The organism is Streptomyces sp. NPDC048523 (assembly GCF_043199815.1).
Taxonomy (GTDB): domain Bacteria; phylum Actinomycetota; class Actinomycetes; order Streptomycetales; family Streptomycetaceae; genus Streptomyces.
In genome coordinates this window covers 922,556-946,420 of the sequence record NZ_JBICWQ010000001.1, presented here as the reverse complement: position 1 = coordinate 946,420, position 23,865 = coordinate 922,556, and the positions used below count along the sequence as shown (strand labels likewise).

The 23,865-nt window shown below is 71.1% G+C and carries 22 protein-coding genes and 1 riboswitch; of the genes, 11 read left to right on the top strand and 11 right to left on the bottom strand.

Annotated features, from left to right (window positions below; all coding sequences use genetic code 11):
- Positions 1-52: 52 nt before the first annotated feature.
- Both ACGFWE_RS04325 and ACGFWE_RS04320 read left to right on the top strand, forming a co-directional pair.
- The gene (locus tag ACGFWE_RS04325; RefSeq protein ID WP_393597755.1) at positions 53-2,071 is read left to right on the top strand and encodes an O-antigen ligase family protein; all 2,019 of its coding nucleotides are present in this window, start codon (positions 53-55) and stop codon (positions 2,069-2,071) included.
- A complete protein-coding gene (locus ACGFWE_RS04320; RefSeq protein ID WP_393597753.1) occupies positions 2,068-2,967 on the top strand; it encodes a glycosyltransferase family 2 protein in 900 nt (299 codons plus the stop codon). The genes ACGFWE_RS04325 and ACGFWE_RS04320 overlap by 4 nt, the downstream gene beginning before the upstream one ends.
- On the opposite strand, the gene ACGFWE_RS04315 is transcribed toward ACGFWE_RS04320, so the two are convergent.
- The 10 genes from ACGFWE_RS04315 to ACGFWE_RS04270 form a co-directional block, all read right to left on the bottom strand.
- Positions 2,946-3,737, bottom strand: a complete 792-nt coding sequence (locus tag ACGFWE_RS04315; protein ID WP_352380474.1) for a glycosyltransferase family 2 protein — start codon at positions 3,735-3,737, stop codon at positions 2,946-2,948. The two genes, ACGFWE_RS04320 and ACGFWE_RS04315, sit on opposite strands and share 22 nt — an antisense overlap.
- Before the next feature lie 11 nt (positions 3,738-3,748).
- Complete coding sequence (locus ACGFWE_RS04310) at positions 3,749-4,483, bottom strand: hypothetical protein (RefSeq protein WP_393597751.1); 735 nt, start codon at positions 4,481-4,483, stop codon at positions 3,749-3,751.
- A 506-nt stretch (positions 4,484-4,989) separates the two neighbouring features.
- Positions 4,990-6,486: an oligosaccharide flippase family protein gene (locus tag ACGFWE_RS04305; protein WP_393597749.1), complete on the bottom strand. Its 1,497-nt coding sequence runs from the start codon at positions 6,484-6,486 to the stop codon at positions 4,990-4,992.
- Positions 6,449-7,303, bottom strand: a complete 855-nt coding sequence (locus ACGFWE_RS04300) for a Wzz/FepE/Etk N-terminal domain-containing protein (protein WP_352380468.1) — start codon at positions 7,301-7,303, stop codon at positions 6,449-6,451. The genes ACGFWE_RS04305 and ACGFWE_RS04300 overlap by 38 nt, the downstream gene beginning before the upstream one ends.
- A 51-nt stretch (positions 7,304-7,354) precedes the next feature.
- Positions 7,355-8,470: a non-hydrolyzing UDP-N-acetylglucosamine 2-epimerase gene (gene wecB, locus ACGFWE_RS04295; protein ID WP_393597747.1), complete on the bottom strand. Its 1,116-nt coding sequence runs from the start codon at positions 8,468-8,470 to the stop codon at positions 7,355-7,357.
- Between the two features lie 3 nt (positions 8,471-8,473).
- The gene (locus ACGFWE_RS04290) at positions 8,474-9,733 is read right to left on the bottom strand and encodes a nucleotide sugar dehydrogenase (RefSeq protein WP_393597745.1); all 1,260 of its coding nucleotides are present in this window, start codon (positions 9,731-9,733) and stop codon (positions 8,474-8,476) included.
- The gene (locus ACGFWE_RS04285; RefSeq protein ID WP_393597743.1) at positions 9,733-10,503 is read right to left on the bottom strand and encodes a WecB/TagA/CpsF family glycosyltransferase; all 771 of its coding nucleotides are present in this window, start codon (positions 10,501-10,503) and stop codon (positions 9,733-9,735) included. Before ACGFWE_RS04285 ends, ACGFWE_RS04290 begins: the two co-directional genes overlap by 1 nt.
- Positions 10,500-11,660, bottom strand: coding sequence for a hypothetical protein (locus ACGFWE_RS04280; protein WP_393597741.1), 1,161 nt, complete (start codon positions 11,658-11,660; stop codon positions 10,500-10,502). The genes ACGFWE_RS04285 and ACGFWE_RS04280 overlap by 4 nt, the downstream gene beginning before the upstream one ends.
- Before the next feature lie 254 nt (positions 11,661-11,914).
- Positions 11,915-12,514 carry an acyltransferase gene (locus ACGFWE_RS04275; RefSeq protein WP_352380460.1) on the bottom strand — a complete coding sequence of 200 codons (600 nt, stop codon included), beginning with the start codon at positions 12,512-12,514 and terminating at the stop codon, positions 11,915-11,917.
- Positions 12,515-12,650: 136 nt separating this feature from the next.
- Positions 12,651-13,667 carry a zinc-binding dehydrogenase gene (locus tag ACGFWE_RS04270; RefSeq protein ID WP_393598927.1) on the bottom strand — a complete coding sequence of 339 codons (1,017 nt, stop codon included), beginning with the start codon at positions 13,665-13,667 and terminating at the stop codon, positions 12,651-12,653.
- 244 nt (positions 13,668-13,911) lie between these two features.
- Between ACGFWE_RS04270 and ACGFWE_RS04265 the strand changes: the two genes are divergently transcribed.
- The 9 genes from ACGFWE_RS04265 to ACGFWE_RS04225 all read left to right on the top strand — a co-directional run bounded on the left by ACGFWE_RS04265 (position 13,912) and on the right by ACGFWE_RS04225 (position 23,251).
- A complete protein-coding gene (locus ACGFWE_RS04265) occupies positions 13,912-15,624 on the top strand; it encodes an IlvD/Edd family dehydratase (protein ID WP_393597739.1) in 1,713 nt (570 codons plus the stop codon).
- Positions 15,625-15,736: 112 nt separating this feature from the next.
- Complete coding sequence (locus ACGFWE_RS04260; protein WP_352380456.1) at positions 15,737-15,859, top strand: putative leader peptide; 123 nt, start codon at positions 15,737-15,739, stop codon at positions 15,857-15,859.
- 115 nt (positions 15,860-15,974) lie between these two features.
- Entirely contained in the window at positions 15,975-16,841 is an 867-nt protein-coding gene (locus tag ACGFWE_RS04255; RefSeq protein ID WP_393597737.1) for a glutathione S-transferase family protein, read from the top strand.
- Positions 16,842-16,906: 65 nt separating this feature from the next.
- Positions 16,907-17,016: riboswitch (SAM riboswitch) on the top strand.
- A 337-nt stretch (positions 17,017-17,353) separates the two neighbouring features.
- Positions 17,354-18,337, top strand: coding sequence for an amino acid ABC transporter permease (locus ACGFWE_RS04250; RefSeq protein ID WP_352380452.1), 984 nt, complete (start codon positions 17,354-17,356; stop codon positions 18,335-18,337).
- Entirely contained in the window at positions 18,334-19,113 is a 780-nt protein-coding gene (locus ACGFWE_RS04245; RefSeq protein WP_352380450.1) for an amino acid ABC transporter ATP-binding protein, read from the top strand. Before ACGFWE_RS04250 ends, ACGFWE_RS04245 begins: the two co-directional genes overlap by 4 nt.
- Before the next feature lie 54 nt (positions 19,114-19,167).
- On the top strand, positions 19,168-20,190 hold the full coding sequence (locus ACGFWE_RS04240; protein ID WP_393597735.1) for a transporter substrate-binding domain-containing protein: 1,023 nt from the start codon (positions 19,168-19,170) through the stop codon (positions 20,188-20,190).
- A 277-nt stretch (positions 20,191-20,467) separates the two neighbouring features.
- Positions 20,468-20,563: a putative leader peptide gene (locus ACGFWE_RS04235; protein ID WP_352380446.1), complete on the top strand. Its 96-nt coding sequence runs from the start codon at positions 20,468-20,470 to the stop codon at positions 20,561-20,563.
- A gap of 82 nt (positions 20,564-20,645) precedes the next feature.
- Positions 20,646-21,851: an LLM class flavin-dependent oxidoreductase gene (locus ACGFWE_RS04230; RefSeq protein ID WP_393597732.1), complete on the top strand. Its 1,206-nt coding sequence runs from the start codon at positions 20,646-20,648 to the stop codon at positions 21,849-21,851.
- A 23-nt stretch (positions 21,852-21,874) separates the two neighbouring features.
- Positions 21,875-23,251, top strand: coding sequence for an NtaA/DmoA family FMN-dependent monooxygenase (locus ACGFWE_RS04225; RefSeq protein ID WP_352380443.1), 1,377 nt, complete (start codon positions 21,875-21,877; stop codon positions 23,249-23,251).
- 7 nt (positions 23,252-23,258) lie between these two features.
- On the opposite strand, the gene ACGFWE_RS04220 is transcribed toward ACGFWE_RS04225, so the two are convergent.
- On the bottom strand, positions 23,259-23,627 hold the full coding sequence (locus tag ACGFWE_RS04220) for a hypothetical protein (RefSeq protein ID WP_352380441.1): 369 nt from the start codon (positions 23,625-23,627) through the stop codon (positions 23,259-23,261).
- Positions 23,628-23,865 lie beyond the last annotated feature (238 nt).

Genomic DNA, 23,865 nt, shown 5'->3' with positions numbered 1-23,865 from the left:
CCCGATACTGGCAGGACATGTGGCCGGATGCCACCGAAAGGAGGAATGGTTCGTGAGCATTGGTGAGATATGGGCCATTCTGCGCCGACGGTGGTACTTCATGGTGCCGTTCACCGTCCTGAGCCTGCTCGGCGGCGCGTATCTGTACGAGACGGTCCCGGTCTCCTACGAGTCGCAGAGCTCGGTCGCGCTGCTGGACTCCTCGGCCGTCGCCCGGCTGGCCCCCACCTTCGGCAACCCCATCTCGAACGCGGGCGGTTCGCTGATCGTCACGGCCGACGTGCTGATCAGAACCCTCGAATCGAGTGACGCGGCCAAGGAGTTGCACGGCAGAGGCGTCACGGACCCCTACACGACCGGATTCGCCCCGGACAGCGAGAGCCCGCTGCTCGTCCTCAGCGTCACCGGGACCGACCGGGAGAAGGTGCTCGAGGAGACCGACATCCTGACCGCCTTCGCGGGCGAGCAGCTCGACGCCCTCCAGGCCGCCGCCAAGGTGCCGCCCGCCTATCTCGTGCAGACGGCCCCCGTAGTGCTGCCGCAGACCCCGGTGGCGGAGTCGAAGAACCGCTACCAGGGCATCGCGGCCGTCGTCATCGTCGGCGTCGTCAGCGCGTTCCTGCTGTCGATCCTGGTGGAGGGCATCACGGTGGTCCGCCGCCGGCGCAACGCCGCCGCCCGGCCGCGCCAGGCCCGCGCCCCCGCCCGCGAACGGGTGGGCTGGCTGAACCGCCGCGTCGACGCCACCGCGATCCTCACCGTCTACCTGGCACTGGCCTTCTTCATCCCCTCCAACCTCGCCCTGCCCGCACTCGGCGGCGTCGGCACACCGGCCAACGTCTTCGCCCTGCTCGGGCTGCTGTGGTACCTCGCGACCTGGCTGGGCGGCCGCATCCTGCCCGCGCCGGGAACCAGGTTCGTGCGGGTCTCGATGTGCGTGCTCGGCACGGCCGTCCTCATGGCCTACATCGCGGACGCGATGCGCGAGAGCTCGCACCAGGAGATCCTCGGGGCCGACCGCGGGCTCATCGGATACCTGGTGTGGGTCTCGCTCGTCGTCCTGACCTCGGCGGCCATGCAGGAACGCGGTCGCCTTGACGTCCTGATGCGCCGGGTGGTCGTCCTGGCGTCCGTCGTCGCCGCGATCGGCTTCTACGACTTCTTCGCGGCCACCAACATCGCCGACTCCATCCACATCCCCGGCCTGCAGACCAGCGTCGCCCAGGTGAGCGCCATGGACCGCGGTGCCTTCACCCGGCCCCGGGCCACCACGGCCCAGCCGCTGGAGTTCGCCGGCATGCTGGCCATCCTGCTGCCCTTCGCGATCCAGCAGGCCTTCGATCCGGTACGACGCCACCGCCACGTCCTGCGCCGCTGGGCCCCGGTGGTGCTCATGGGCGGCGCGCTGCCGCTGTCGGTCTCGCGGACCTCGATCATCGGGCTGCTGCTGGTGGCCCTGGTGATGGTGCCGCGCTGGAAGCCGGCCCGGCGCTGGGCCGCGATCGGCGTGATGACGGCCTCCGTGGCCGTCTTCAAGGTGCTCGTCCCCGGACTGATCGGCACGATCACGGGTCTGTTCGCGTCGTTCCTGTCCAACTCCGACAGCAGCACCCAGGCCCGCACGGTCAAGTACAGCGCGATCGTGCCCTATCTGAAGGAACACCCGCTGTTCGGGCGGGGCTTCGGCACCTTCACCCCGGACCTGTACTTCTTCACCGACAACCAGTACATGCTGACCCTCGCCGAGATGGGGGCGCTCGGACTTCTCGCCCTGCTCGTCCTGTTCATTACCGGTATCCACCACGGCGGCGCCGTCCGGCGGCTCGCCCGCACCGAGTCCGACCGTGAGCTCGGGCAGGCGTTCTTCGCCTCGTCGCTGGTCGCCCTGGTCAGCAGCGCGACCTTCGACTCGCTGAGCTTCCCCATGTTCGCCGGCATGTTCTTCCTCGTGCTCGGGGCGGGGGGCAGCTACCTCGGTTTCGTCCGGCGCGAGGCGGCCGCCGCCGCACTACCGGCCGTCCCCCGCAAGGCCTCCGAAGGCCGGCTTCCCCAACTCGTGGAGTCCCGTTGAGCCCCGTCGCCGTCATCGTCGTCACCTGGAACAGCGCCGAGGTGCTCCCCGGGTTCCTCGCCGCCCTCCCGGACGGCATGGCCGGCCTGGACTGGCGGCTGGTCGTCGCCGACAACGACTCCGCCGACGACACCGTCGAGCTCCTCGGGAAGCTGGCCCCCGACGCGACCGTCGTGCAGACCGGCCGCAACGCCGGGTACGCGGCCGGCGTCAACGCGGCGCTGAAGGCCGTCGACCCCGGTTACGTGGCCCTGATCTGCAACCCCGACATCCGGATGCGGCAGGGCTGCGCCAAACGTCTCGTCGACAGCCTCGGCGACGGCGTCGGGATCGCCGTACCCCTGCTGTACGAGGAGGGCCGGGACACGCCCCACTACTCGCTGCGGCGGGAGTCGAGCGTGCTGCGGGCTCTCGGCGAGGCCGTCATCGGCAACCGGCGGGCGGGGCGCTTCCCGTGGCTGAGCGAGCTGGTCACCGACCCCGACGCCTACCGGCGCCCCACACGTGCGGACTGGGCGACCGGCGCGCTCATGGCCATCTCGGCCGAGTGCCGGGCCGCCTGCGGCCCGTGGGACGAGTCCTTCTTCCTCTACTCGGAGGAGACGGAGTACTGCCTGCGGGCGCGGGATCTGGGCCACGCCACCCAACTGGAGCCGTCGGCCGAGGCCGTGCACCTCGGGGGCGACTCCCAGGTGTCGCCCCGGCTGTGGGCCCTGCTCACCCTCAACCGGGTGCGGCTGTACCGACGGCGCCACGGAGCGGTCCCGACCGCCTGTTTCCGGGCCGCCGTACTGCTGCGTGAGACGTCACGGGCGGTGCTGGGCCGGCGGGCCAGCAGGGCCGCGGTCGGCGCGCTGCTCCGACCGGGATCCGCTCAGCCGGACCACGTGGTGTAGAAGCTCCCGGGGTTCACCAGATACCGCACGGTGGCGTGCGGCACATGGCGTACGGCGTGATGGCGGCTGTAGCGGTACACCAGCTCCCAGTCCTCGCGCGGCAGCACCCGAGGCGTCCTGCGCAGACGGCTGAAGTGCAGGGAACCGTCACGCCGGGCGACGAACGCGTTGGTGTCCAGGAAGGACTCCCGGGCGGCCTTGTGGCGGTCGAACTCCACGGACAGGACGTCCCGTTCGGTCCCGTCCGGCAGGAGGCGGCGCAGCGCGGTGTAGACGCCGTCGGGCCCGCCGGGGGCCTCCAGGACCGCCAACGCCCGTTCCAGGTGGTCGGGTTCCCACAGGTTGTCGTCGTCCAGGAACGCCACGTACCGCGAGCGGGTGAGGCGGATGCCGACATTGCGCACGACACCCGCCACGGCGGTGTTGCGTGCCAGCGAGACGGCGAACAGCCGTGGATCGTCCGGGAGTTCGGGGAGCCCGGCGCCGTCGTCGATGACGATGACGACCTGGTCGCGCACCGTCTGGGCCAGCGCCGAGGCGACCGCGGCCCGCAGCGCGTCGGGGCGTCGGTGGGTGGCGATGACGGTGGCGACGAGGGCTTGCGGTACCGGCCCGACGACCGCCGTGAGGCGGCGCGTCTCGGCGTCTTCGAGACGACGCAGCCGCACCGCCGAGGGCAGCAGCAGCACCTTGTTGCGCAGCTCGAAGAGGACGAGCCAGCCGAAGGCGCGCTTGAGGAGCTCCCAGGGGGCGCGGGCGATGCGTCGCATGATCCTCTTCCTCAGCCTGCCGGTTCGGGGGTGATGGGAGTGCCGTCGTCGAACCGGTTGCCGCGCCACACGTTGCCCGCGCCGCCCGCGTTCCAGGCGGTGACGGCGCCGTAGACGCCGGAGTAGCGGTGGTACCGGGTGGAGAACACGTTGTTGGTGACGGTGATCCCGGTGGCACCGTCGCCGCCGCCGTACAGGGCGTAGGCCCCGCCGGCCAGCAGGTTGCCGTCGATGACGGTGTTGGAGACGTGGCCGGTGTCCGCGAACAGGCCGACGGCGGCGGACGCTCCCTGGTCGACGGGGACCGCGTTGAGCAGGGTGTTGTGCCGGACGACCAGCGTGCCGCTGCTGCCGCCGCCGCTGATCACCGCGTCGGTGTGCTGCCACTCGCCGCCGTTGTTGCGGAAGGGGACCAGGCCGTGGACGTAGTTGTCGTGGAGGGTGCCCTGGCCCATGGAGAGGGCGTTGCCGAACACGGAGATGTCGCACCAGCCGACCTCGATGGAGCTGCTGCCCATGTTGGAGACGGCGTAGTCGACCCCGCCGTTGTCGGGGCCCTTGCCCGGTACGGCGGTGATGGTGGTGTGCAGGACACGCAGACCGCTGTAGCCGGGGCGCAGGTTGATCCCCCACCAGTTGGTGGAGGTGATCCTGCTGTCGATCACCGTCACGTTGTTCGCGTAGATGTCGAGCGAGCCGGTGATGTCCTGGCCCCTGATCACGGCCCCGTCGGTCCTGATGCTCATGTTCCCGGCGGCACGCGCCTTGAGCCGGATCCGGGGGCCGGTGTTGCCGGCGTCCGGGAACCCCGCTCCCGCGGGCGCGGCAGTGGGGGGCGGGGTCCTGTCAGGAGAACGGGAAGGCGACGCGGACGGCTTGGGCCTGTGGGTGGGCGACGAGATACCCGGACTCACGGAGGTCGAGGCGCTCGCGGACGGTGTGGGGTCGGCGACGGCTCGCGAGGGCGTCCGCGTCGGCTCGGCACGGTCCGCTTTTTCACCCCCCGAGGAGCAGGCGGCCGTCAGTAAAAGCGCCAGGCCGACGAGGAGTCGGCGGAGCGTCGTCATGCGGTCTCCGGGGTCCGGGAGCCGAGCAGGAAGCGGCGGCTGGGCAGCGCGCACGCGTGGGGGGTCGGGGGAGGTCCGGGGCGTTCGTGTGGGTGTGGGCTCGGCGCGGTGGGCCCTTTCGCCTCCGGAGGTGTGGGCGGCCGTCAGGAGAAGCGCCAGGCCGATGAGGAGTCGGCGGAGCGTCGTCATGCGGTCTCCGGGGTCCGGGAGCCGAGCAGGAAGCGGCGGCTGGGCAGCACGCACACCACGTAGCAGGCCAGGGCGGTCGCGGCGATGGCGAACAGGGCCAGCGTGCCGTCGCCCAGCAGCCGCTTGGCGCCGAGGAGGACCAGGGTCATCGCCGCGCCCCCGAGGAACGGCCAGGCACAGGCCCGCGCGACGGGGCCGAGGCCGATCCCGGCGCGGGCGAGGGCGTAGAGGAACACGGGGACGACCAGACCGGCACCGACCAGGACATGGCCCTGGGAGACACCGACGATGCCGTTCATACGGGAGCCGACGATCAGGACCGGGATCAGGGCGGCGACCCACAGCCCCTGGACGAGGATGAGCGAGCGGCGCCGGCCGACCGCGACGAGACAGTCGTAGGCCAGTTCGCAGACGATGCGGATGAGGCCCAGGGCCATCAGCCACGGCAGCGCCTCGGCGGCCGGCAGCCACTTGCCGCCGTAGACGAGGTGGATGACCGGGGCCGCGAGGCCGCCCAGCAGGACGCACAGCGGCACGGTGCCCGTGACCAGGACGCCCAGGGCGCGGCTGAAGCCCTGCGCCAGGGCCTGCGGGGAGTCGGCCAGGCGGGAGAAGCCCGCGAAGGAGACCCGGCGGGCGGCCTCGGAGATGACGCGGACCGGCCAGCCCGACATGTTGAACGCCAGGACGTAGAAGCCGAGCGAGATCTGGCCGAGGGAGGAGCCGACGACCATGGTGTCCACGTTGACGACGGCCAGGGCGAGCAGGCTCGCGCCGGCCAGTGGCAGCCCGAACTTCAGCAGGGCGCGGGCCTGTTTGCGGTCCCAGCCGAACCGCAGGGTCCCGGGGACGGCGATCGCGCAGCCGACGAGGGCGGCCACGTTGCCCACGACCGCGCCGCAGGCGAAGCTCATCGCGCCCCAGCCGTGGAAGGCCAGCAGCAGGGTCACGGCGGTGCTCAGGACGAAGTTGAGCGCGTCGATGACCATCCGCCTGCCCTGGGCGAACTCCCGGGTCAGGATGCCGGCGGGGACATGCGCCACCGCGTCGATCACCAGGCACAGGCACATCACCCTGAGGACGCCGGAGGCGTCGGGCGAGCCGAGCAGCCCGGCCACCGTCGGCGCCGAGACGAACAGGGCGATGTACAGCAGGCCGCTGGACAGGACGCTCAGGGTCAGCACGGTCGGCGCGAAGCGGCGCGGGTCGCCCTCCCAGCGGATGATGGCGAGGCTCACGCCCAGTTCGTTCGCGGAGAGCAGGACCAGGAGCACGGTCTGGGCGATGCCGTAGACGCCCCACTCCGCGGGCCCGAGCGCGAACCGCGCCAGCAGGATGCCGGTGGCGAAGTTGCCGAGGCGCATGACCAAGGTGTTGATCAGGCTCCAGCGGGCCGCGGAACGGACCTTGCTGCCGAGGGAGGCAGGGGAGGGAGACGACGGGCTGTCGCCCGTCTCAGCTCTCTCGCTGTCCGGTGTGCGAACGCTGTCCATGTGTCGGCTCCTCGTCGAGCGCCTCGGCTGCGGGGGCCACGGTCATGACGGACCGCCCGGCCCGCGGCCCGTCGGCGCGCCTCTTCTCGGCGGACCGCGACCAACTGGGCGGCGTCCGCAGGGCCATGGTCTGCTCGGCGACCGATTCCGCCGCTTCGGGCGCCGGCTCCGGGTCGGCGACACGCTGCGCGGGCTCCTCCTGCGGTGCCGCCGCCGGGCGGGGGCGTCGGCGCGCCTCCACGTAGAAGGTGGCGACCAGGCTCAGGACCAGTCCCAGACCGCCCGCCATGACCATGTACTCGAGCCGGGTCTTGGTCTGCGCGGCCGGGTTCTGCGGGGCCACGATCGTCATCATGCGGATCCTGGCGTTCTCGCTGACCGACTGCTGCTTCTGGAACTCCACCAGCCGCTCGTCGGCGTACTCGGTCAGGAGGCGGTCCGATTTCAGGACGGCCTTCTTGTCCGTGCCGGTCACCGTGAGCCACATGAGCGGCCCCTGGGCGTTGTCGGCGAGCTTGGCCTCGAACGTGCCGGTGGCCCCCCGGGACTTGAGCTCCCGGAGGGAGACGTCGGAGTTGAGGTTGCGGGCCAGGCTGTCGGCCATGCCGGTCAGCGAGGTCTGGGTGCTGAGGAAGGGGTTGCCGTCGTAGGCCTTGGTGGCCTTCTCGGAGTTCAGCAGGACCACCGTGCTCTGCGACTGATAGGTGACCGGGACCGTGATGGCCACGGCGACGGTCAGGCCGATGGTCAGCAGCAGCCCTGGCAGCAGGACGTACCAGCGCCTGCGCATCACCCGGAAGATCTCAGCGAGATCCATGGTGGTCCCCCCTAGCGCCCAAATGTTCGACGAGCATATGTTGCAAGCGGATCATATGGGGAACGATCGATCGGTGGGCCTCGGTCGGGTGTGCGCCGTGCCTCCCTCCAGCAGGACCTCGGCGATCCGGTCACTGGCGTGGCCGTCCCACAGTTCCGGCCGACGCGGTGCGGGAGGCGCGTCCAGCACCTGGTTCACGACGGACACGATCCGGGCCGGGTCCCGGCCGGCCAGCACATTGGTGCCCTGTTCGACGGTGATGGGCCGCTCGGTGTTGTCCCGCAGGGTCACGCAGGGCACGCCGAGAGCGGTGGTCTCCTCCTGGATGCCGCCCGAGTCGGTCAGGACGACACGCGCGGCGTCCTGGAGGGCGATGAAGTCCAGGTACCCGGCGGGCGGCACCAGTCGGATGCCACCGGGTACGCCGAGCTCGGCCAGCCGGCCGGCCGCGCGCGGATGCACGGGCAGCAGCAACGGCAGCCGGCCGGCGATCTCGCCGAGCGCCTTCAGCAGCCCGGCGAGGATCTCGGGGTCGTCCACGTTGGCCGGGCGGTGCAGGGTGACCAGCCCGAACTCGCCCCTGGTCAGGCCGTGCCGGTCCAGGACGTCCGAGGCCCTGGCCCGCTCCAGGTTGGCGAGGAGTGTGTCGATCATGACGTTGCCGACCAGGTGGATCTGGTCGTCCCGGTACCCCTCGGCGCGCAGGTTGTCGGCGGCGTCGGGGGAGGGGGCCAGCAGATAGTCGCTGACCCGGTCGGTGGCGACCCGGTTGACCTCCTCCGGCATGCTCCAGTCCCGGCTGCGCAGCCCGGACTCGACATGGGCGAGAAGCGGCCCGGCCTTCGCGGTGACCAGGGCGCAGGCCAGGGTGGAGTTGATGTCGCCGACCACGACGACGATGTCCGGGGCGAGCTCGGTGAGCAGCGGCTCGAACGCTGTCATCACGCGTCCGGTCTGCTCGGCGTGGCTGCCCGAACCGACCCCGAGGAAGCGGTCGGGCGGGCGGATGCCGAGATCGGCGAAGAACACGTCGTTCATGGCCGGGTCGTAGTGCTGCCCGGTGTGGACGAGGATCACCTCGGCGCCCCGGCTCTCCAGGGCGTCCATCACCGGTTTGATCTTCATGTAGTTGGGGCGGGCCCCGGCGACGCAGACGATGCGCACCATGGTTCAGAGCACCTCGATCGTGGGTCCGGACGGCAGCCGACGCCTGCAGTCGAGGACGAAGGGGGCGTGCGCGGCGACGAGGTCGTAGTCGAAGGCGTCGTGATCGGTGAGCAGGACCACCACGTCGGCGGACGCCAGCTCCTCGGGCGTCGGTTCGACCCGCACCAGCCGGGTGTCCACCGGCAGGCTCTCGACGACGTGCGGGTCCGCCGCCCTGACCTGGGCGCCCATGTCGAGCAGCAGCTGCGAGATGCGCAGGGCGGGCGACTCGCGCGCGTCGCCGGTGTTCTTCTTGTACGCCAGGCCGAGCAGCAGGATGCGCGAGCCGTTGACCGAGCGGCGTCGCTCGTTGAACAGGTCGCTGATGCGGCGTGTCACGTACTCGGGCATGTGGTTGTTGATGTCGTTGGCCAGCTCCACGAAGCGGAAGCTCTGGCCGAGTTCGCGCTGCACCCGCCAGGACAGGTACGAGGGGTCGATCGGCAGGCAGTGGCCGCCGACGCCGGGGCCAGGGGTGAACCGCATGAAGCCGAAGGGCTTGGTGGAGGCCGCGTCGATGGACTGCCAGACGTCGATGTCCAGGTGGTGGGCGAACATCGCGATCTCGTTGACCAGCGCGATGTTCACATGCCGGAAGGTGTTCTCCAGGAGCTTGGCGAGCTCGGCCTCCTTCGGCGAGCCCACCGGCACCGTGGTGTCGACGAGTTCGTCGTAGAAGTCCTGAACGGCCTTGAGCGAGGTCTCGTTGACACCCGACACGACCTTGGGGGTCTCCTTGAAGCCCCACACCGTGTTCCCGGGGTCGATCCGCTCGGGGCTGTAGCCGAGCTGGAAGTCGGTGCCCGCGGTCAGCCCCGAGCCGTCCTCCAGGATCGGGGCGAACATCTCCTGGGTCGTACCGGGATAGGTGGTGGACTCCAGGATGACGGTCGCCCCGGGTCTCAGATACCGGGCCAGGGTGACCGCCGACTCGCGGATGTACCGCAGGTCGGGCGTGCCCTCGTGCAGCGGGGTCGGCACGGTGACGACGGCGACGTCGAAACCGCCGCAGTCCTTGGCCGACTCGCTCGGCCGGTAGGCACCACTGTCCAGTGCAGCCCGGATCCGCTCGGAGGTGACGTCCTCGACGAAGGACTCACCGGCGGCGAGGCTCTTGACCCGCCGGGAGTCGACGTCGTAGCCGATCACCTCGTGGCCGACCTCGGCGGCCCGGATGGCCAGCGGCAGGCCGACGTATCCCTGTCCAACCACGACGACACGCATCAATGACTCCTGTTCGCGGGAGCGGCCTGCGGGATGAGCCGGATGAACTCCCGTGCCGTCATGAGAAGGAAGGCGGTGTTGGTGGTGACGTAGCGCCTGCCCAGCCGGCGGGGCTCCTGGAGCGCGCGGTAGAGCCACTCGACACCGAACCGCTGCCAGGCCGCGGGGGCCCGCTTGGTGACCCCGGCGAGGATGTCGAAGGAGCCGCCGACCCCGTGCACGACGCGGGCGCCGGTGCGCTCGCCGTACGCGGCGGTGAAGATCTCCTTCTTCGGCGAGGTCATGCCGAGGAAGAGCATCTGGGCGCCGCTGTCGGCGATCGCGCCCGCGATGGTCTCCTGCTGGGAGTCGTCGAAGTAGCCGTTGCGGCTGCCGGCGACCTTCAGCGCCGGGAAGCGGTCGGCCACCCGGCGCAGCATCTCCTCCAGCACCTCCTCCTTGGCGCCCAGGAAGTACACGGAGATGCCCGCCGACTCGGCCTCGGCCAGCAGCCGCAGGAACAGGTCGATACCGGCCACCCGCTCGGGCAGCGGGGCGCGCAGGACCTTGCCGGCCCACACCACGGCCTGGCCGTCGGCGAGGACCAGATCGCAGCCGGAGACGGCCTCGGCGAGCCGGGGGTCGCGTCGCATGTTGACCAGCTTGGCGGCGTTGACCACGCCGATCTCCAGCTGCCTGCCGTCCCGCACCGCCGCGAGGCAGCGTTCGACGGTCTCGTCCATGGTCAGCGGGTCCAGTTCGACCCCGAACAGGGTCTGGCGCTCGCTCATATTCGTCCCCCGTGCCAGGCATAGAGCATCCAGCCGAACTCGTACGGCCGGCATTCGCGGTCCACGGAGAGCGGGCGGTACACCCGGTCCAGGGTCTTCAGGCGCAGGCCCGGAACGACTCGGGTGGACAGTCCCCGGGCGGCGCGTACGGCCTTCTTCGGGTCGCCCCGGTAGACCTTGCGCCAGGTCACGCCGAGCTCGTCGAGGATCATCGGCTCGGGGTGTCCGGCCAGTTCGGGCACGTCCGTCATCCAGCGCAGGCCCTTGCGGATCGCCGCGCCGAAGTCGCTGCCGCCGGCGTCGGTGAGGTCGAACAGCGCGGTCGGCGCCATCGCGTGCTGGTGGACGCTGTAGACCGGGTAGCCCTCGATGACCTGGCCGGTGCGCGCGTCGTAGTGCCACCACCACTGCCCGCCGTCGCCCTGGAGTTCGCAGATGCGCGCGGCGCACGCCTCGGAGGCGGCCAGTGCCTCGGGATCGCCGGCCCCGTCGCTCGCGTGGGCGCGGGCCAGGGCCTGGAGCGGATACGTCTGGTCGGCGAAGCAGGCCACATGAGCCCGGTACCAGGGCACCAGGCCGGGCCCGGTGGCGTGCGGGAAGAGCGGGCTGTCGCCGATGCGGGCCCGCAGCAGACGGTCGCGAGCTGTGGAGAAACGTCTCTCCACGTCGACCGTGTCGCGAGCGGCCGCCAGGGCGGACAGCACCCAGGCCGCCTCGACGGTGTACTGCGGCCGGCCCTCCTCGTCCAGGTCGTCGACCCGGGCCAGCGCGTCGGACAGCTTGGGGTGCCCGGTCTCGGCGGCGGCCCAGGCGATGAGTGCCGCGTCACCGAGGTTGGTGACGCCGGGCAGCGACTCGATCAGCAGGCCCGTGAACTCCTCGGCGGTGCGCCCGCCGAGGACCGCGCGCTGGCGGTCCTCCGGGAGGAACCGGACACCCAGTGCGGTGATGGCCGCGTACCGGGTGCTGGTCCCGCGCCGCTCCAGGGTCCAGGAACCGGCGGCCGTCTGCCGCCCGGCCATGGTGAAGGCGAAGGCCTCGCCACCCGGCAGCAGCATCGACGGCAGCCCCGACTCGGCGACCGCGACGAGTCGCCGGGCGAGTGGGAGCAGCGTCGGATCGTCCTGGCCGAGCGCGGCCAGACGTGTGATGCTCATCGGTTGGTCACACCAACCCCCCTGTTTTTGCGCAGACTTGTGAGCGCCGCGGCGCGGACGGCCGGGCGGTGGAAGGCAGGCGGACGTCAGACGTCGGAGCTGGTGCCGATCCCGATTTCAGGCATAGGTGTTTCCACCCGGTAACCCCCCCTGGGCACTACTGGTTCGTGCGCCCATTGTGCTTGGTCTGCACAGATCGCACACATGTTATGCCGGTGAATGTTCGAAGATTTGCGATTTGGCGGAAACAGGAGTCATGCGCGCTCGACGAGTCCGCCGTCCTTCTCGTCGTACAGCGCACCCGTCTCGGGGCACTCCCACACGTCCGGTTCGCCCTCCCGCTCGACCAGTCGTACGCCGGCCCGGCCCACCCAGCCGATGCGGCGCGCCGGAACGCCGGCCACCAGCGCGTGGTCGGGCACGTCCCGGGTCACCACGGCGCCCGCCGCGACCAGTGCCCAGCGGCCGACGCGGACCGGTGCCACACACACCGAGCGGGCCCCGAGGGACGCTCCTTCGGCCACCTCCACCGCCACGGCCTGCCAGTCGCCGCCGCGCTTCAGCTTGCCCTCCGGGTCCACCGACCTGGGGAAGTAGTCGTTGGTGAGGACCGCGGCCGGGCCGACGAACACCCCGTCACCGAGCACGGCGGGCTCGTAGACCAGTGCGTAGTTCTGGAGCTTCACGTTGTCGCCGATGCGCACCCCGGGGCCGACGTAGGCGCCCCGGCCCACGATGCATCCACTGCCCAGCCGGGCGTCCTCGCGGATCTGGGCCAGATCCCAGACGGTCGTCCCGTCGCCGATCGCCGCCGTCTCGTCGACCTGGGCGGTGGGCTGCACCTTGAAGTTCACGGGGCTGAATCCTTCGTCTCGTCGAGCATGTCCGGTCGCCGAGCATGTCGACGGTGTCCTTGTCGGACCGAGTCTGATCACCGCGTCGGCGGAATACCAGCCTCCGTTCGTGACTGCGTCCGCTGCGGGGACGGTCTCAGACCAGGCCGGGATCGACGTGGATCTTCGGGCCGGCCCCGGCACCGGGTGGGCGTCCGCCCGCGAGTACGGCGCCGATCGCGTCCAGTGCGACGGTGGCGGCCACGAGCGGCCTCGGGTCGATGACCTTGTCGGCGTACGCCCTGATGGTCGCGTCGAGCCCGGGGGAGGCCGACAGTACGCCCACCGCCGTCACGTCCTTCAGGACGAGCGTGCGGGTGTCGATCCGGCTGGGCTCGCCGGCCAGCCCGATGTACACGAGCCGCCCGCCCGGTTCGACCAGTTCCTGGGCCAGGGCGGGCAGACGGACCGCGTTGGTGGCGTCGACGACCGCGTCGAACGGCAGGTCCGGCAGCGTGTCCTCGCGCCAGGCGTGCGGGAAGCCCAGTGAGCGCGCGAAGGCGAGGGAGCCCTCGGTGGCGCCCATCAGGTGCACCTCCGCCCCCGCGGCCCGGACGAACAGCGCGACCAGCAGCCCGATGGTGCCCGGCCCCAGCACCAGGACCCGGTCGCCGGGCCCCGCACCGGTGGCCCGCGCGGCCCGCAGGGCGTTGCCACCGGGCTCGACGAGCGCGCCGAGCTGCGGGTCCACGGAGTCCGGCAGGACGTGCAACGAGTGTGCGGGTACCGCGAGTTGCTCGGCCAGGGCGCCCGCCCGGCCGCCCCGGATGCCCACCTCCTCCCGCTTCTCGCACACATGGCGGCGTCCCCGCCGGCAGCGGCGGCAGGTCCCGCAGCCGAGCATGGTGTCGCCCATGACCCGGCGCCCGACCCAGCCCGGATCGACCCCGGCACCCACCGCACGCACCCGGCCGGCCCACTCGTGGCCCAGCCGCATCGGATAGCCGGCGTGCCCTTGGTGGAGGTAGGCCATGGCACCGGTGAAGAACTCCAGATCGGTACCGCACACGCCGACCCGCTCGACGTCGACGACGACCTCACCGGGAGCGGCGACGGGCGCGGGCACCTCCTGGACCGCGAACTCGCCGGGGGCCGTGAGGACGAAGGCCCGCATCGGCCGGCCCCCCGCGGAGGAGAGGTTCAACGCACAGGCTCCTTCGGGAGACCGTGGACGAGGTGCCGTACGGGGCCCGGAACGCCGTCTCGCCGCACCGGGCGGACAGCGTCGTCGGGTCCCACGGGACGGTCGCCCTCGGCGCGGTCCGTGGCGGGGGCTGTCGAAGCGGAGAACGGCTGCGTATGCTGCATCGCGTTCCGGATGGTAGACCGCCGTACCGATCACCCGAAAGAGCCGAGCGATGGGCCTTCGCAGCGCGCAGTGGTACGCGGGACAGGACCGCAACGCCTACATCCACCGGGCCTGGATGCGCCGGGGCGTCCCGGCCGACGCGTTCACCGGCCGGCCCCAGATCGCCATCGCCAACACCGCCTCCGACCTCACGCCCTGCAACGCGCACCTGGACGAGGTGGCCAGGTCCGTGCGCGACGGTGTGTACGAGGCGGGCGGCATCCCCCTCGACCTGCCCGTGGTGTCGCTGGGCGAGACCAACGTGCGGCCCACGGCGATGCTCTGGCGCAACATGGCGGCGATGGCCACGGAGGAGATGCTGCGGGCCAACCCCCTCGACGGAGTGGTCCTGCTCGGCGGCTGCGACAAGACGATCCCGTCCCTGCTGATGGCCGCCGCCTCGGTGGACCTGCCCGCCGTGGTCGTGCCCGGCGGACCCATGCTCACCGGCACCTTCCGCGGCACCCCCCTGGGCTGCGGCACGGACGTGTGGCGGCTGTCGGAGGAGGTCCGCGCCGGGACCCTGTCGCAGGAGCAGTTCACCCGCTCCGAGTCGTCGATGATCCGCAGCCGCGGGCACTGCAACACCATGGGTACGGCCTCGACGATGGCGCTGGTCGCCGAGGCGCTGGGCACGGTCGTCCCCGGGGTGGCCGGAACGCCCGCGCCGGACAGCCGGCTGCTGGAGGCCGCGCACGGCACCGGACGCCTCGCGGTGGAGCTCGTGACGGCAGGGCGCCGTCCGAGCACCTTCCTGGCCAAGGGGTCCTTCCACAACGCGATCGTGGCGCTGGCCGCGATCGGCGGCTCCACCAACGCCGTCGTCCATCTCCTCGCCATCGCGGGCCGGCTGGGCATCGAGCTGACCCTGGACGACTTCGACCGCATCGGCTCCCGGGTCCCGGTTCTGGTGGACCTCCAGCCCGCCGGGCGCTTCCTCATGGAGGACTTCCACCGGGCCGGCGGACTGCTCGCCGTGCTGCGCGAGGTCGCCGACCTCCTGGACCCCGACGCGCTGACGGTGACCGGAAGGCCCCTGGTGGACCACCTCACCGACGCCCCGATCTGGGACCCCGAGGTGATCAGGACCCGGGACCGGCCGCTCGTCGAGGAGGGCGGCATCGCCGTCCTGCGCGGCAGCCTCGCACCCGATGGGGCACTGATCAAACCCGCGGCGGCCTCGGCGCATCTGCTGCGCCACCGGGGCCGGGCCGTCGTCTTCGACAGCATCGAGGACTTCCACGCCCGCGTCGACGACCCGGACCTGGACGTCGACGCCGACTCCGTCCTGGTCCTGCGCGGCTGCGGACCCAAGGGCTATCCGGGCATGCCCGAGGTGGCCAACATGCCGCTGCCCACCAAGCTGCTGGAGCAGGGCGTGCGGGACATGGTCCGCGTCTGCGACGGCCGGATGAGCGGCACCGCGTACGGCACCGTCGTGCTGCATGTCGCCCCGGAGGCGGCGGCGGGCGGCCCGCTCGCCCTCGTACGGACCGGCGACGTCATCAGCCTCGACGTCGCCGCCCGCCGCATCGACCTGGAGGTGCCCGCCGGCGAACTCGCCGCCCGCACCCCGAACGCGGCCACCGTGGAGGGCTTCGCGAACCCGAGGCGCGGCTGGGAGCGGCTGTACGTCGACCACGTCCAACAGGCCGACCGGGGCGCCGACCTCGACTTCCTCGTCGGCTCCAGCGGCTCGGAGGTCAGCCGCGAGTCGCACTGACCAGGAGCGCTCCGGCGGCCCCGCGTTCGCCCACCTCGTGGACGCCCCCTTGACGTGCGCCCCGGCCCGATCGACACTCCACATGGGAATCCTAGTGAACAGGTAGGGAAACATGGGGCGCCTTGAACCGGCCATCGGCCGAGTGAGCCGTACACCTCGGCCTTCGCCTCTCCTGACCTCCCGCCGGCACATCGACCTGCTGCGTGTCTGCAGCGCGATCAGGGCCCTGGGCTGAGCCCGGCCGCAGCCGCCCCGCCGCCCCGCCGCCCCTTCCTGTCCCGACCCCCACTTCCGGCCCGACGACGCTTCCGCCGCGCGTACGTCTGCGCACCGACACCCTGGGGAGACCTATGTCCGTCACACCGCTCGCCCATGTCCCCGCCACCCACCCGGCCCCCGCGTTCCGGGGCAGGATCGGACGGGACGCGCGCAGTGGGCACTACGCCGTGCCGCGCCGCTACCGGCTCCATCTGGCCGCCGCCTGTGCCGACGGCCTGCGCATCGCCGTCGTGCACAGCCTGCTCGGCCTCGACGACGTCTGTCCCGTGACCTTCCTGGACCCGGTCCCCGACTGTCCGGACGGCGGGCACTCCGCGCTGCGCCCGCTGTACGAGGCCAGCGCGCACCGGTACACCGGCGCGGCCGTCGCGCCGGTGCTCAGCGACGACTGGTCGGGACGGATCGTCAGCACCCACGCCGCCGACATCACCCGCGACCTCGCCCGGCACTTCGGCGGCGGCCGTCCGGCGCTGTACCCGTGCGGAGCGGAGTCGGAGACCGACGCCGTCGAGCGGATGGGCAGGGCCATCGAGCAGGCCGCACAGCAGGCCGGGTCGGCGGGCGGCGACGACGCGGACCGCGTCGCCGCGCTGGAGCGACTGCTGGACACCTTGGGCTCGTTGGAGCGCTGGCTGGAAGGCCGCGCGTATCTGATCCGGGATCACATCACGGCGACCGACGTCGAGTTGTGGGTCACGCTCGTGCAACTCGACACCGTGCACCGCGACCACCTCGACGCCGCCGCGGTCCAGCGCATCGCCGACCACCCCACCCTGTGGGCCTACGCCCGCCGGCTGACCGCCCACCCGGCCTTCGGCAGCCACCTCGACCTCGACGGCATCGCCCGCCGGCACCACGCCCACTGCCGGGGCCTGGAGGCCGCCGGGGCCGCCGTACAGATTCTGGACTGGGCCTCGCACACCGCCCGCACGCCCTGACCGTTCCAGTTGTTGGACCACGATTGACATTCGTTCGGGCATTTGTCTTAACTACGGCCCAGAACGGTCATGAGTGTCAGCGACAAGCCCTGGCTTGCTGACCGGCAACCCTCGCTCGGCGGTGGGGTGCCCCAGGTGACGACCGGACCGGACGACGTTTCGGTAAGCGCGAGGGCCCAAGGGGCCGGAAGAGCACGGTGACGGACATGTACGCAGTCTCCAGGACGGCCACGCGCCGCTCCCCGGGCTGCGTACAGCCGTACACGAACGTGCTCGTGGCCGACCGGAGCGTCGATCTCCTCCGCGTGAGCAGCGCACTGTGTACCGCACCGGGCCGCGCCCGCTGTCGGGGCTGACGTTCCGCCTCCGCAGCCCCCGCGTTCCTGACGAACACCGCCTTCGCGGTGTGCCGTCGTCCGCCCAGCCCCCGGTGCCCGAGCATCCCGTACTGCCGCCGTAGTACGCCGTGTTCGCCGTGCCCCAGGGGAAACCCGACTCCGCCGGAGCCCCTCATGAGTGAACCCCCAGGCGCCGCAGTGTCCGTCACCGAGGCACCGCCGCAGCCCGACACCCCGTCAAAGCCGCTCGCGGCGCAGCGAGTTCTGCCGTTGCGGCGACCGGGCCGCTGGATCGCCACCGCCGTCGTCCTGGTGCTGACGGCACAGTTCGTCCACGGCCTGGTGACCAACCCGTTCTACCAGTGGGACCGGTTCGCCTACTGGTTCCTGCGGCCGACCGTCCTCGACGGGCTGGTGATCACCCTTGAAGTCGCCGCCTACAGCGCGGTGCTGGGCCTGGTCGGCGGCATTCTGCTCGCCCTGGCCCGGCTCTCGAAGAGCCCGGTGCTGCGGGCGGTGAGCTGGACCTATGTGTGGGCTCTGCGCTCCATTCCCCTGATCGTCCTGCTGCTGTTCCTCTACAACTTCAGCGCCCTGTACAAGACGCTGAGCGTGGGTGTCCCCTTCGGGCCGGCCTTCTTCTCCTTCGACGAGTCCCGGCTCGCCACCGACATGGTCATCGCGGTGATCGGCCTCAGCCTCAACGAGGCCGCCTACGCCGCGGAGGTGGTCCGTGGCGGCATCCTCTCCGTCGACCAGGGCCAGCACGAAGCGGCCTCGGCCCTCGGTCTGCCGAAGGGCTACCAGTTCCGCAGGATCGTCTTCCCGCAGGCGTTGCGCTCGATCACCCCGAACTACGTCAACCAGCTCATCGGCCTCATCAAGAGCACCTCGCTCGTCTTCTACGTCTCCCTGCTCGACCTGTTCGGCACCGTGCAGTCCATGGGCTCCACCTACCCCGGAGACATCGTGCCGCTCCTGCTGGTCGCCACCGTCTGGTACCTGATCCTGACCAGTGCCGTCTCCGTCGTGCAGTTCTACGTCGAGCGGTACTACGCCCGCGGTGCCACCCGCTCCCTGCCGCCGACCCCGCTCCAGAAACTGCGCGCCGGTCTCACCGACCTCACGGCGCGCGTCCGCAGGGAGACCGCGATATGACCGTTACCGACATCACCCCCGTCGCGCTCGAAGTGCACGGTGTGCACAAGTGGTACGGCACCCACCGGGTCCTGGACGGGGTCGACCTGACCGTGCGGCCCGGCGAGGTCACCGTGATCCTCGGCCCGTCCGGCTCCGGGAAGTCCACCCTGCTGCGGGTCATCAACCACCTGGAGAAGCCGGAGATCGGTTATGTCAGCGTCAACGACGAGCTGATCGGCGTCCGCCGGCAGGGCGACCGGCTGAAGGAGCTCAGCGAGCGCGCCATCCTGGCCCAGCGCAGCCGCATCGGGTTCGTCTTCCAGAACTTCAACCTCTTCCCGCACCTGACCGTCCTCGACAACGTGGCCGCCGCGCCGGTGGCGACCGGCAAGCTCGGCAGGGCGCAGGCGCAGGAACTGGCCCGCGACCTCCTCGGCCGGGTCGGGCTCGGCGACCGGACCGGCGCCTACCCCCGGCAGTTGTCGGGAGGCCAGCAGCAGCGCGTGGCCATCGCCCGCGCCCTCGCCCTGCGGCCGGGAGTCATCCTCTTCGACGAGCCGACCTCCGCCCTCGATCCCGAACTCGTCGGTGAGGTCCTGGCCGTCATCAAGGACCTGGCGACCAGCGGCACCACGCTCGTCATCGTCACCCACGAGATCGGCTTCGCCCGCGAGATCGCCGACCGGGTCGTCTTCATCGACGGCGGACGCATCGTCGAGCAGGGCCCGCCCTCCGAGGTCCTCGACCGGCCGCGCAACGAGCGGACCCGGGACTTCCTGAGCAAGGTCCTCTGAATCCCTTTACCCACCTCCTGTTTCTCTCATCTCTCTCAACTCCTAAGGACAGCCATGCCCGTTCACCCCTCCCGACGCAGCCTGATACGCGGCATCACCGCGGCGACCACCGTCGCCACCCTCGCGGGCGGGCTCGCCGCCTGCGGCGGTGACAGCGACGCCGCCACCAGGACGACCGACAGCGCGGGCACGGTCACCGTGGGCCGCCTGTCCAACGGCGCCGCCAAGGAGACCACTCTCAAGGTCGCCGAAGTGAAGTCCATCAGCGCCGAACTGCCCGCCGCCGTGAAGAAGAGCGGCAAGCTGGTCATCGGTTCCGGCACCCTGCCCTCCGGTTCTCCGCCGCTGGGCTTCGTGGGCAGCGACCAGAAGACCCTCACCGGCTCCGAGAGCGACCTGGCCCGCCTGGTCGCCGCCGTCCTCGGTCTGAAGCCCGAGGTCAAGCGGTTCACCTGGGAGAACCTCTTCGTCGGCATCGACAGCGGCAAGGTGAACGTCGGCTTCTCCAACATCACCGACACCGAGGAGCGCAAGCAGAAGTACGAGTTCGCCTCCTACCGCAAGGACGACCTCGCCTTCGAGACCCTCAAGACCTCGAAGTGGACCTTCGACGGTGACTACGAGGCCCTCGCGGGCAAGACGGTCTCGGTCGGCGCCGGCACCAACCAGGAGCGGATCCTGCTGGAGTGGCAGGCCAAGCTGAAGAAGGAGGGCAAGAAGCTCACCATCAAGTACTTCCAGGACAGCCCCAGCATCTACCTGGCCCTCGCCAGCGGCAAGATCGACGCCTACCTGGGTCCCAGCCCCAACTCCTCCTACCACGTCACCCAGACCGCGAGCACACCCAACGCGACCCGTATCGCGGGCCAGTACTCCGGTGCCGGTGAGACGCTCCAGGGCCTGATCGCCGCGACCGCCAAGAAGGGCAGCGGCCTCGCCAAGCCCCTCGCCGACGCGATCAACTACCTGATCGACAACGGTCAGTACGCCAAGTGGCTCGCCGCGTGGAACCTCTCCCACGACGCCGTCTCCAAGTCGGAGGTCAACCCGCCCGGGCTGCCGCTCGACAACTCCTGACACACCGTCAGGAACCCGTGCCGGGCATCTCCGCGTCCGGCCCCCTCGCACGGGGGCGCAGCACGGTCTGGCCCGGCCCAAATCCCGGCCCCGGTCCCGGCCCACCGGGGCCGGGCCCGCCCACCCGGCTGGACCACTGCCCACCGCACATGCGATGCCCCATTCCTGCATGCCGCCGCTCACCGCACCAGCACGCTTGGGAACATCCCGCGAGGCCGGGGTGTTGTGACTCACGACGAGATCTGCCGGGCGCCGCCGCGCCGCCCAGAAGGAGGAGGTGACGGGAGTGACCAGCACACTTCGCTCCGTCCACCTCCACTCCCGGCCTCATATCGATCTCCTGCGCGTGTCCGCCGCGCTCTGTTGTTCCTGACCCGTTCAGCTGCCCCAGCCGCCGTGTCCCGCCCGCCCGCGGGCCGGCTTTCTCGTACGGATCTCCAGGAAGGCACCCACCCGTGTCCCCTTCTTCCCCCTTGCTGCATCTGGCCGTCGCTCTGGACGGCACCGGCTGGCACCCCGCTTCCTGGCGTGAGCCGGTGGCCCGGCCCCGAGAGCTGCTCACCGCCGGATACTGGGCCGACCTGGTCGCCGAGGCGGAGCGTGGCCTGCTCGACTTCGTCACCATCGAGGACGGACTGGGCCCGCAGTCATCCCACTTCCTCGACCCGGACGAACGCACCGACCAGGTCCGTGGCCGCCTCGACGCCGTGCTCATCGCCTCCCGCATCGCCCCGCTGACCCGGCACATAGGGCTGGTGCCGACCGCGGTGGTCACCCATACCGAGCCGTTCCACCTCTCCAAGGCGATCGCGACCCTGGACTACGTCAGCAGCGGCCGGGCGGGCGTGCGCGTCCAGATCACCGCGCGCCCCAACGAGGCCGCGCACTTCGGGCGCCGCACCATCCCTTCGATCGAGGCCTACGACAGTCCCGGGGCCCAGGAACTCGTCAGCGACCTCTTCGACGAGGCCGCCGACCACGTGGAGGTGGTGCGCCGGCTGTGGGACAGCTGGGAGGACGACGCCGAGATCCGGGATGCGGCCACCGGCCGTTTCATCGACCGGGACAAGCTGCACTACATCGACTTCCAGGGAAAGCATTTCAGCGTCAAGGGCCCCTCCATCACCCCGCGCCCGCCGCAGGGCCAGCCCCTGGTCACCGCCCTGGGCCACCAGACCGTCCCCTACCGGCTCATCGCCCGCCAGGCCGACGTCGGCTACGTCACTCCGCACGACAGCGGCCAGGCCCGCGCGATCGTCGCCGAGATCCGCGCCGAGCAGGAGAATGCCGGGCGGTCGGGTGAACGCCTGCATGTCTTCGGCGACTTGGTGGTCTTCCTCGACGACGACCCGGCCGAGGCCGCTGCCCGCCGGGAGCGTCTCGACGGGCTCGCGGGAGAGCCGTATCAGAGCGATGCCCGTGTCTTCACCGGCACCCCTGCTCAACTCGCCGACCTGTTGCAGGAGTTCGCTGAGCAGGGGCTGAGCGGTTTCAGGCTGCGGCCGGGCGTCCTGGGCCACGACCTGCCGGCCATCACCGGTGGCCTGGTTCCCGAGCTCCAGCGCCGGGGCGCCTTCCGCACCGCCTATGAGGCCGACACCCTGCGCGGCCTGCTGGGCCTGGCCCGCCCCGCCAACCGCTACGCCGCAGCGACCGCCTGACCTCGGAAGGAACCCCAGGACCGATGACCAAGCCCCTGAAGCAGATTCATCTGGCCGCGCATTTCCCGGGCGTCAACAACACCACGGTGTGGAGCGATCCGAAGGCCGGCAGCCACATCGAGTTCAGTTCCTTCGCCCACTTCGCGAAGACCGCCGAACGCGCCAAGTTCGACTTCCTGTTCCTGGCCGAGGGTCTGCGCCTGCGCGAACAGGGCGGGAAGATCTACGACTTGGACGTGGTCGGCCGCCCCGACACCTTCACGATCCTCGCCGCGCTGGCCGCCGTCACCGAGCACCTCGGCCTGACCGGCACCATCAACTCCACCTTCAACGAGCCCTACGAGGTGGCCCGCCAGTTCGCCAGCCTCGACCACCTCTCGGGGGGCCGCTCGGCGTGGAACGTGGTCACCTCCTGGGACGCCTTCACCGGCGAGAACTTCCGCCGCGGCGGCTTCCTGCCGCAGGAAGAGCGCTACTCGCGCGCCAAGGAGTTCCTGGCCACCACCCAGGAGCTGTTCGATTCCTGGCACGGCGACGAGATCCTCGCCGACCAGGAGGCTGGCCTGTTCCTGCGCGAGGCGAAGGCCGGCTCCTTCGAGCACACCGGCCAGCACTTCGACATCCACGGGCAGTTCAACGTGCCGCGCTCCCCGCAGGGCCGCCCGGTCGTCTTCCAGGCCGGCGACTCCGAGGAGGGTCGCGAGTTCGCCGCCTCGTCCGCCGATGCGATCTTCAGCCGGTACGCCACCCTCACCGAGGGCCAGGCCTTCTACACCGACGTCAAGAACCGCCTGGCCAGGTACGGCCGCCGCCACGACCAGCTGCTGATCCTGCCCGCCGCGTCCTTCGCGCTCGCCGACACCGACGCCGAGGCCGAGGAACTCGCCCGGACCGTGCGGCGCCAGCAGGTCAGCGGGGCCACCGCGCTCCGGCACCTGGAGTTCGTGTGGAACCGGGACCTGTCCGCCTACGACCCCGAAGGCCCGCTGCCCGACATCGACCCGGACGTCAGCGGCGAGCACATCTCCAAGGGGCGGGCCCAGGTGCGCATGTACCGGGACCCGCTGGCCACCGCCCGCGAATGGCGCGAACTGGCCGCCGCGAACAAGTGGTCCATCCGCGACCTGGTCATCAACACCGGCAACCGGCAGAACTTCATCGGCTCACCGCAGACCATCGCCCGCACCATCAACGAGTACGTGCAGGCCGACGCGAGCGACGGCTTCATCCTGGTCCCGCACATCACCCCGACCGGCCTGGACGACTTCGCCGACAAGGTCGTCCCGCTCCTGCAGGAACAGGGCGTCTTCCGCACCGACTACCAGGGCCCGACCCTGCGCCACCACCTCGGCCTCGCCCACCCCGACGACACCCACGACGAGCAGCGGGCGGCGTCGTGAAGCGTGGTCACTCCTCCCAGTCGAGCTGATGTCCGGGCGTACCCACCGACCGCCCGTACTCCACCGCTTCGGCGCGGCCCGCCTCGTCGCCGCGCCGATAGCGGAACACCTTCCCCGCGAAGACGACCACGCGCTCGTCCCCGGCGGTGAAGTCGGCGTACCAGCCGAGCTCCGGTTCCAGCGCCGAGGCCAGGGCGTCCGCGAGCGCACCCACGTCCTCGCTGTCGGTCTCCCACTCGACGAGCGTCCACACGGGCGGCTGCGCGTCGGCCGCCCCGCCGATCTCGACCCTGCTGACCTTCCGCAACCGCAGTCCGCGAGGCTCGAACACCGCGCCGGGCCGAAGGCTCTCGCCGATGACATATCCGTTGATCACGTGCTGTCTCCCTGCTGATCGGGGGCTTCGCGGACGACGCTACGACCGTATGGCCGACACCCTTTGTCAGTCATACGATCGTCAGTCCTGCGGTGGCCGGTCATACGTCGATGAGGTGATCGCCCGTTGAGAGCGGACCGGCTGCCGGGACCTCCAGGCGCTGAGCGCGGCGGCCGTACCGGTGGTCTCTACGAGGCCTTCACCGAGACCGCCCGCCGCCAGGGAGCGGTCCGCCAGC

Coding starts and splice junctions, on each gene's coding strand:
- ACGFWE_RS04270 (WP_393598927.1), bottom strand. CDS start 13,667: ATGCGGGCCTTCGTCCTCACGGCCCCCGGCGAGTTCGCGGTCCAGGAG.
- ACGFWE_RS04305 (WP_393597749.1), bottom strand. CDS start 6,486: ATGGACAGCGTTCGCACACCGGACAGCGAGAGAGCTGAGACGGGCGAC.
- ACGFWE_RS04300 (WP_352380468.1), bottom strand. CDS start 7,303: ATGGATCTCGCTGAGATCTTCCGGGTGATGCGCAGGCGCTGGTACGTC.
- ACGFWE_RS04245 (WP_352380450.1), top strand. CDS start 18,334: ATGACCGTTACCGACATCACCCCCGTCGCGCTCGAAGTGCACGGTGTG.
- ACGFWE_RS04250 (WP_352380452.1), top strand. CDS start 17,354: ATGAGTGAACCCCCAGGCGCCGCAGTGTCCGTCACCGAGGCACCGCCG.
- ACGFWE_RS04240 (WP_393597735.1), top strand. CDS start 19,168: ATGCCCGTTCACCCCTCCCGACGCAGCCTGATACGCGGCATCACCGCG.
- ACGFWE_RS04280 (WP_393597741.1), bottom strand. CDS start 11,660: ATGAGCATCACACGTCTGGCCGCGCTCGGCCAGGACGATCCGACGCTG.
- ACGFWE_RS04225 (WP_352380443.1), top strand. CDS start 21,875: ATGACCAAGCCCCTGAAGCAGATTCATCTGGCCGCGCATTTCCCGGGC.
- ACGFWE_RS04265 (WP_393597739.1), top strand. CDS start 13,912: ATGGGCCTTCGCAGCGCGCAGTGGTACGCGGGACAGGACCGCAACGCC.
- ACGFWE_RS04290 (WP_393597745.1), bottom strand. CDS start 9,733: ATGCGTGTCGTCGTGGTTGGACAGGGATACGTCGGCCTGCCGCTGGCC.
- wecB (WP_393597747.1), bottom strand. CDS start 8,470: ATGGTGCGCATCGTCTGCGTCGCCGGGGCCCGCCCCAACTACATGAAG.
- ACGFWE_RS04260 (WP_352380456.1), top strand. CDS start 15,737: ATGGGGCGCCTTGAACCGGCCATCGGCCGAGTGAGCCGTACACCTCGG.
- ACGFWE_RS04255 (WP_393597737.1), top strand. CDS start 15,975: ATGTCCGTCACACCGCTCGCCCATGTCCCCGCCACCCACCCGGCCCCC.
- ACGFWE_RS04315 (WP_352380474.1), bottom strand. CDS start 3,737: ATGCGACGCATCGCCCGCGCCCCCTGGGAGCTCCTCAAGCGCGCCTTC.
- ACGFWE_RS04310 (WP_393597751.1), bottom strand. CDS start 4,483: ATGAGCATCAGGACCGACGGGGCCGTGATCAGGGGCCAGGACATCACC.
- ACGFWE_RS04285 (WP_393597743.1), bottom strand. CDS start 10,503: ATGAGCGAGCGCCAGACCCTGTTCGGGGTCGAACTGGACCCGCTGACC.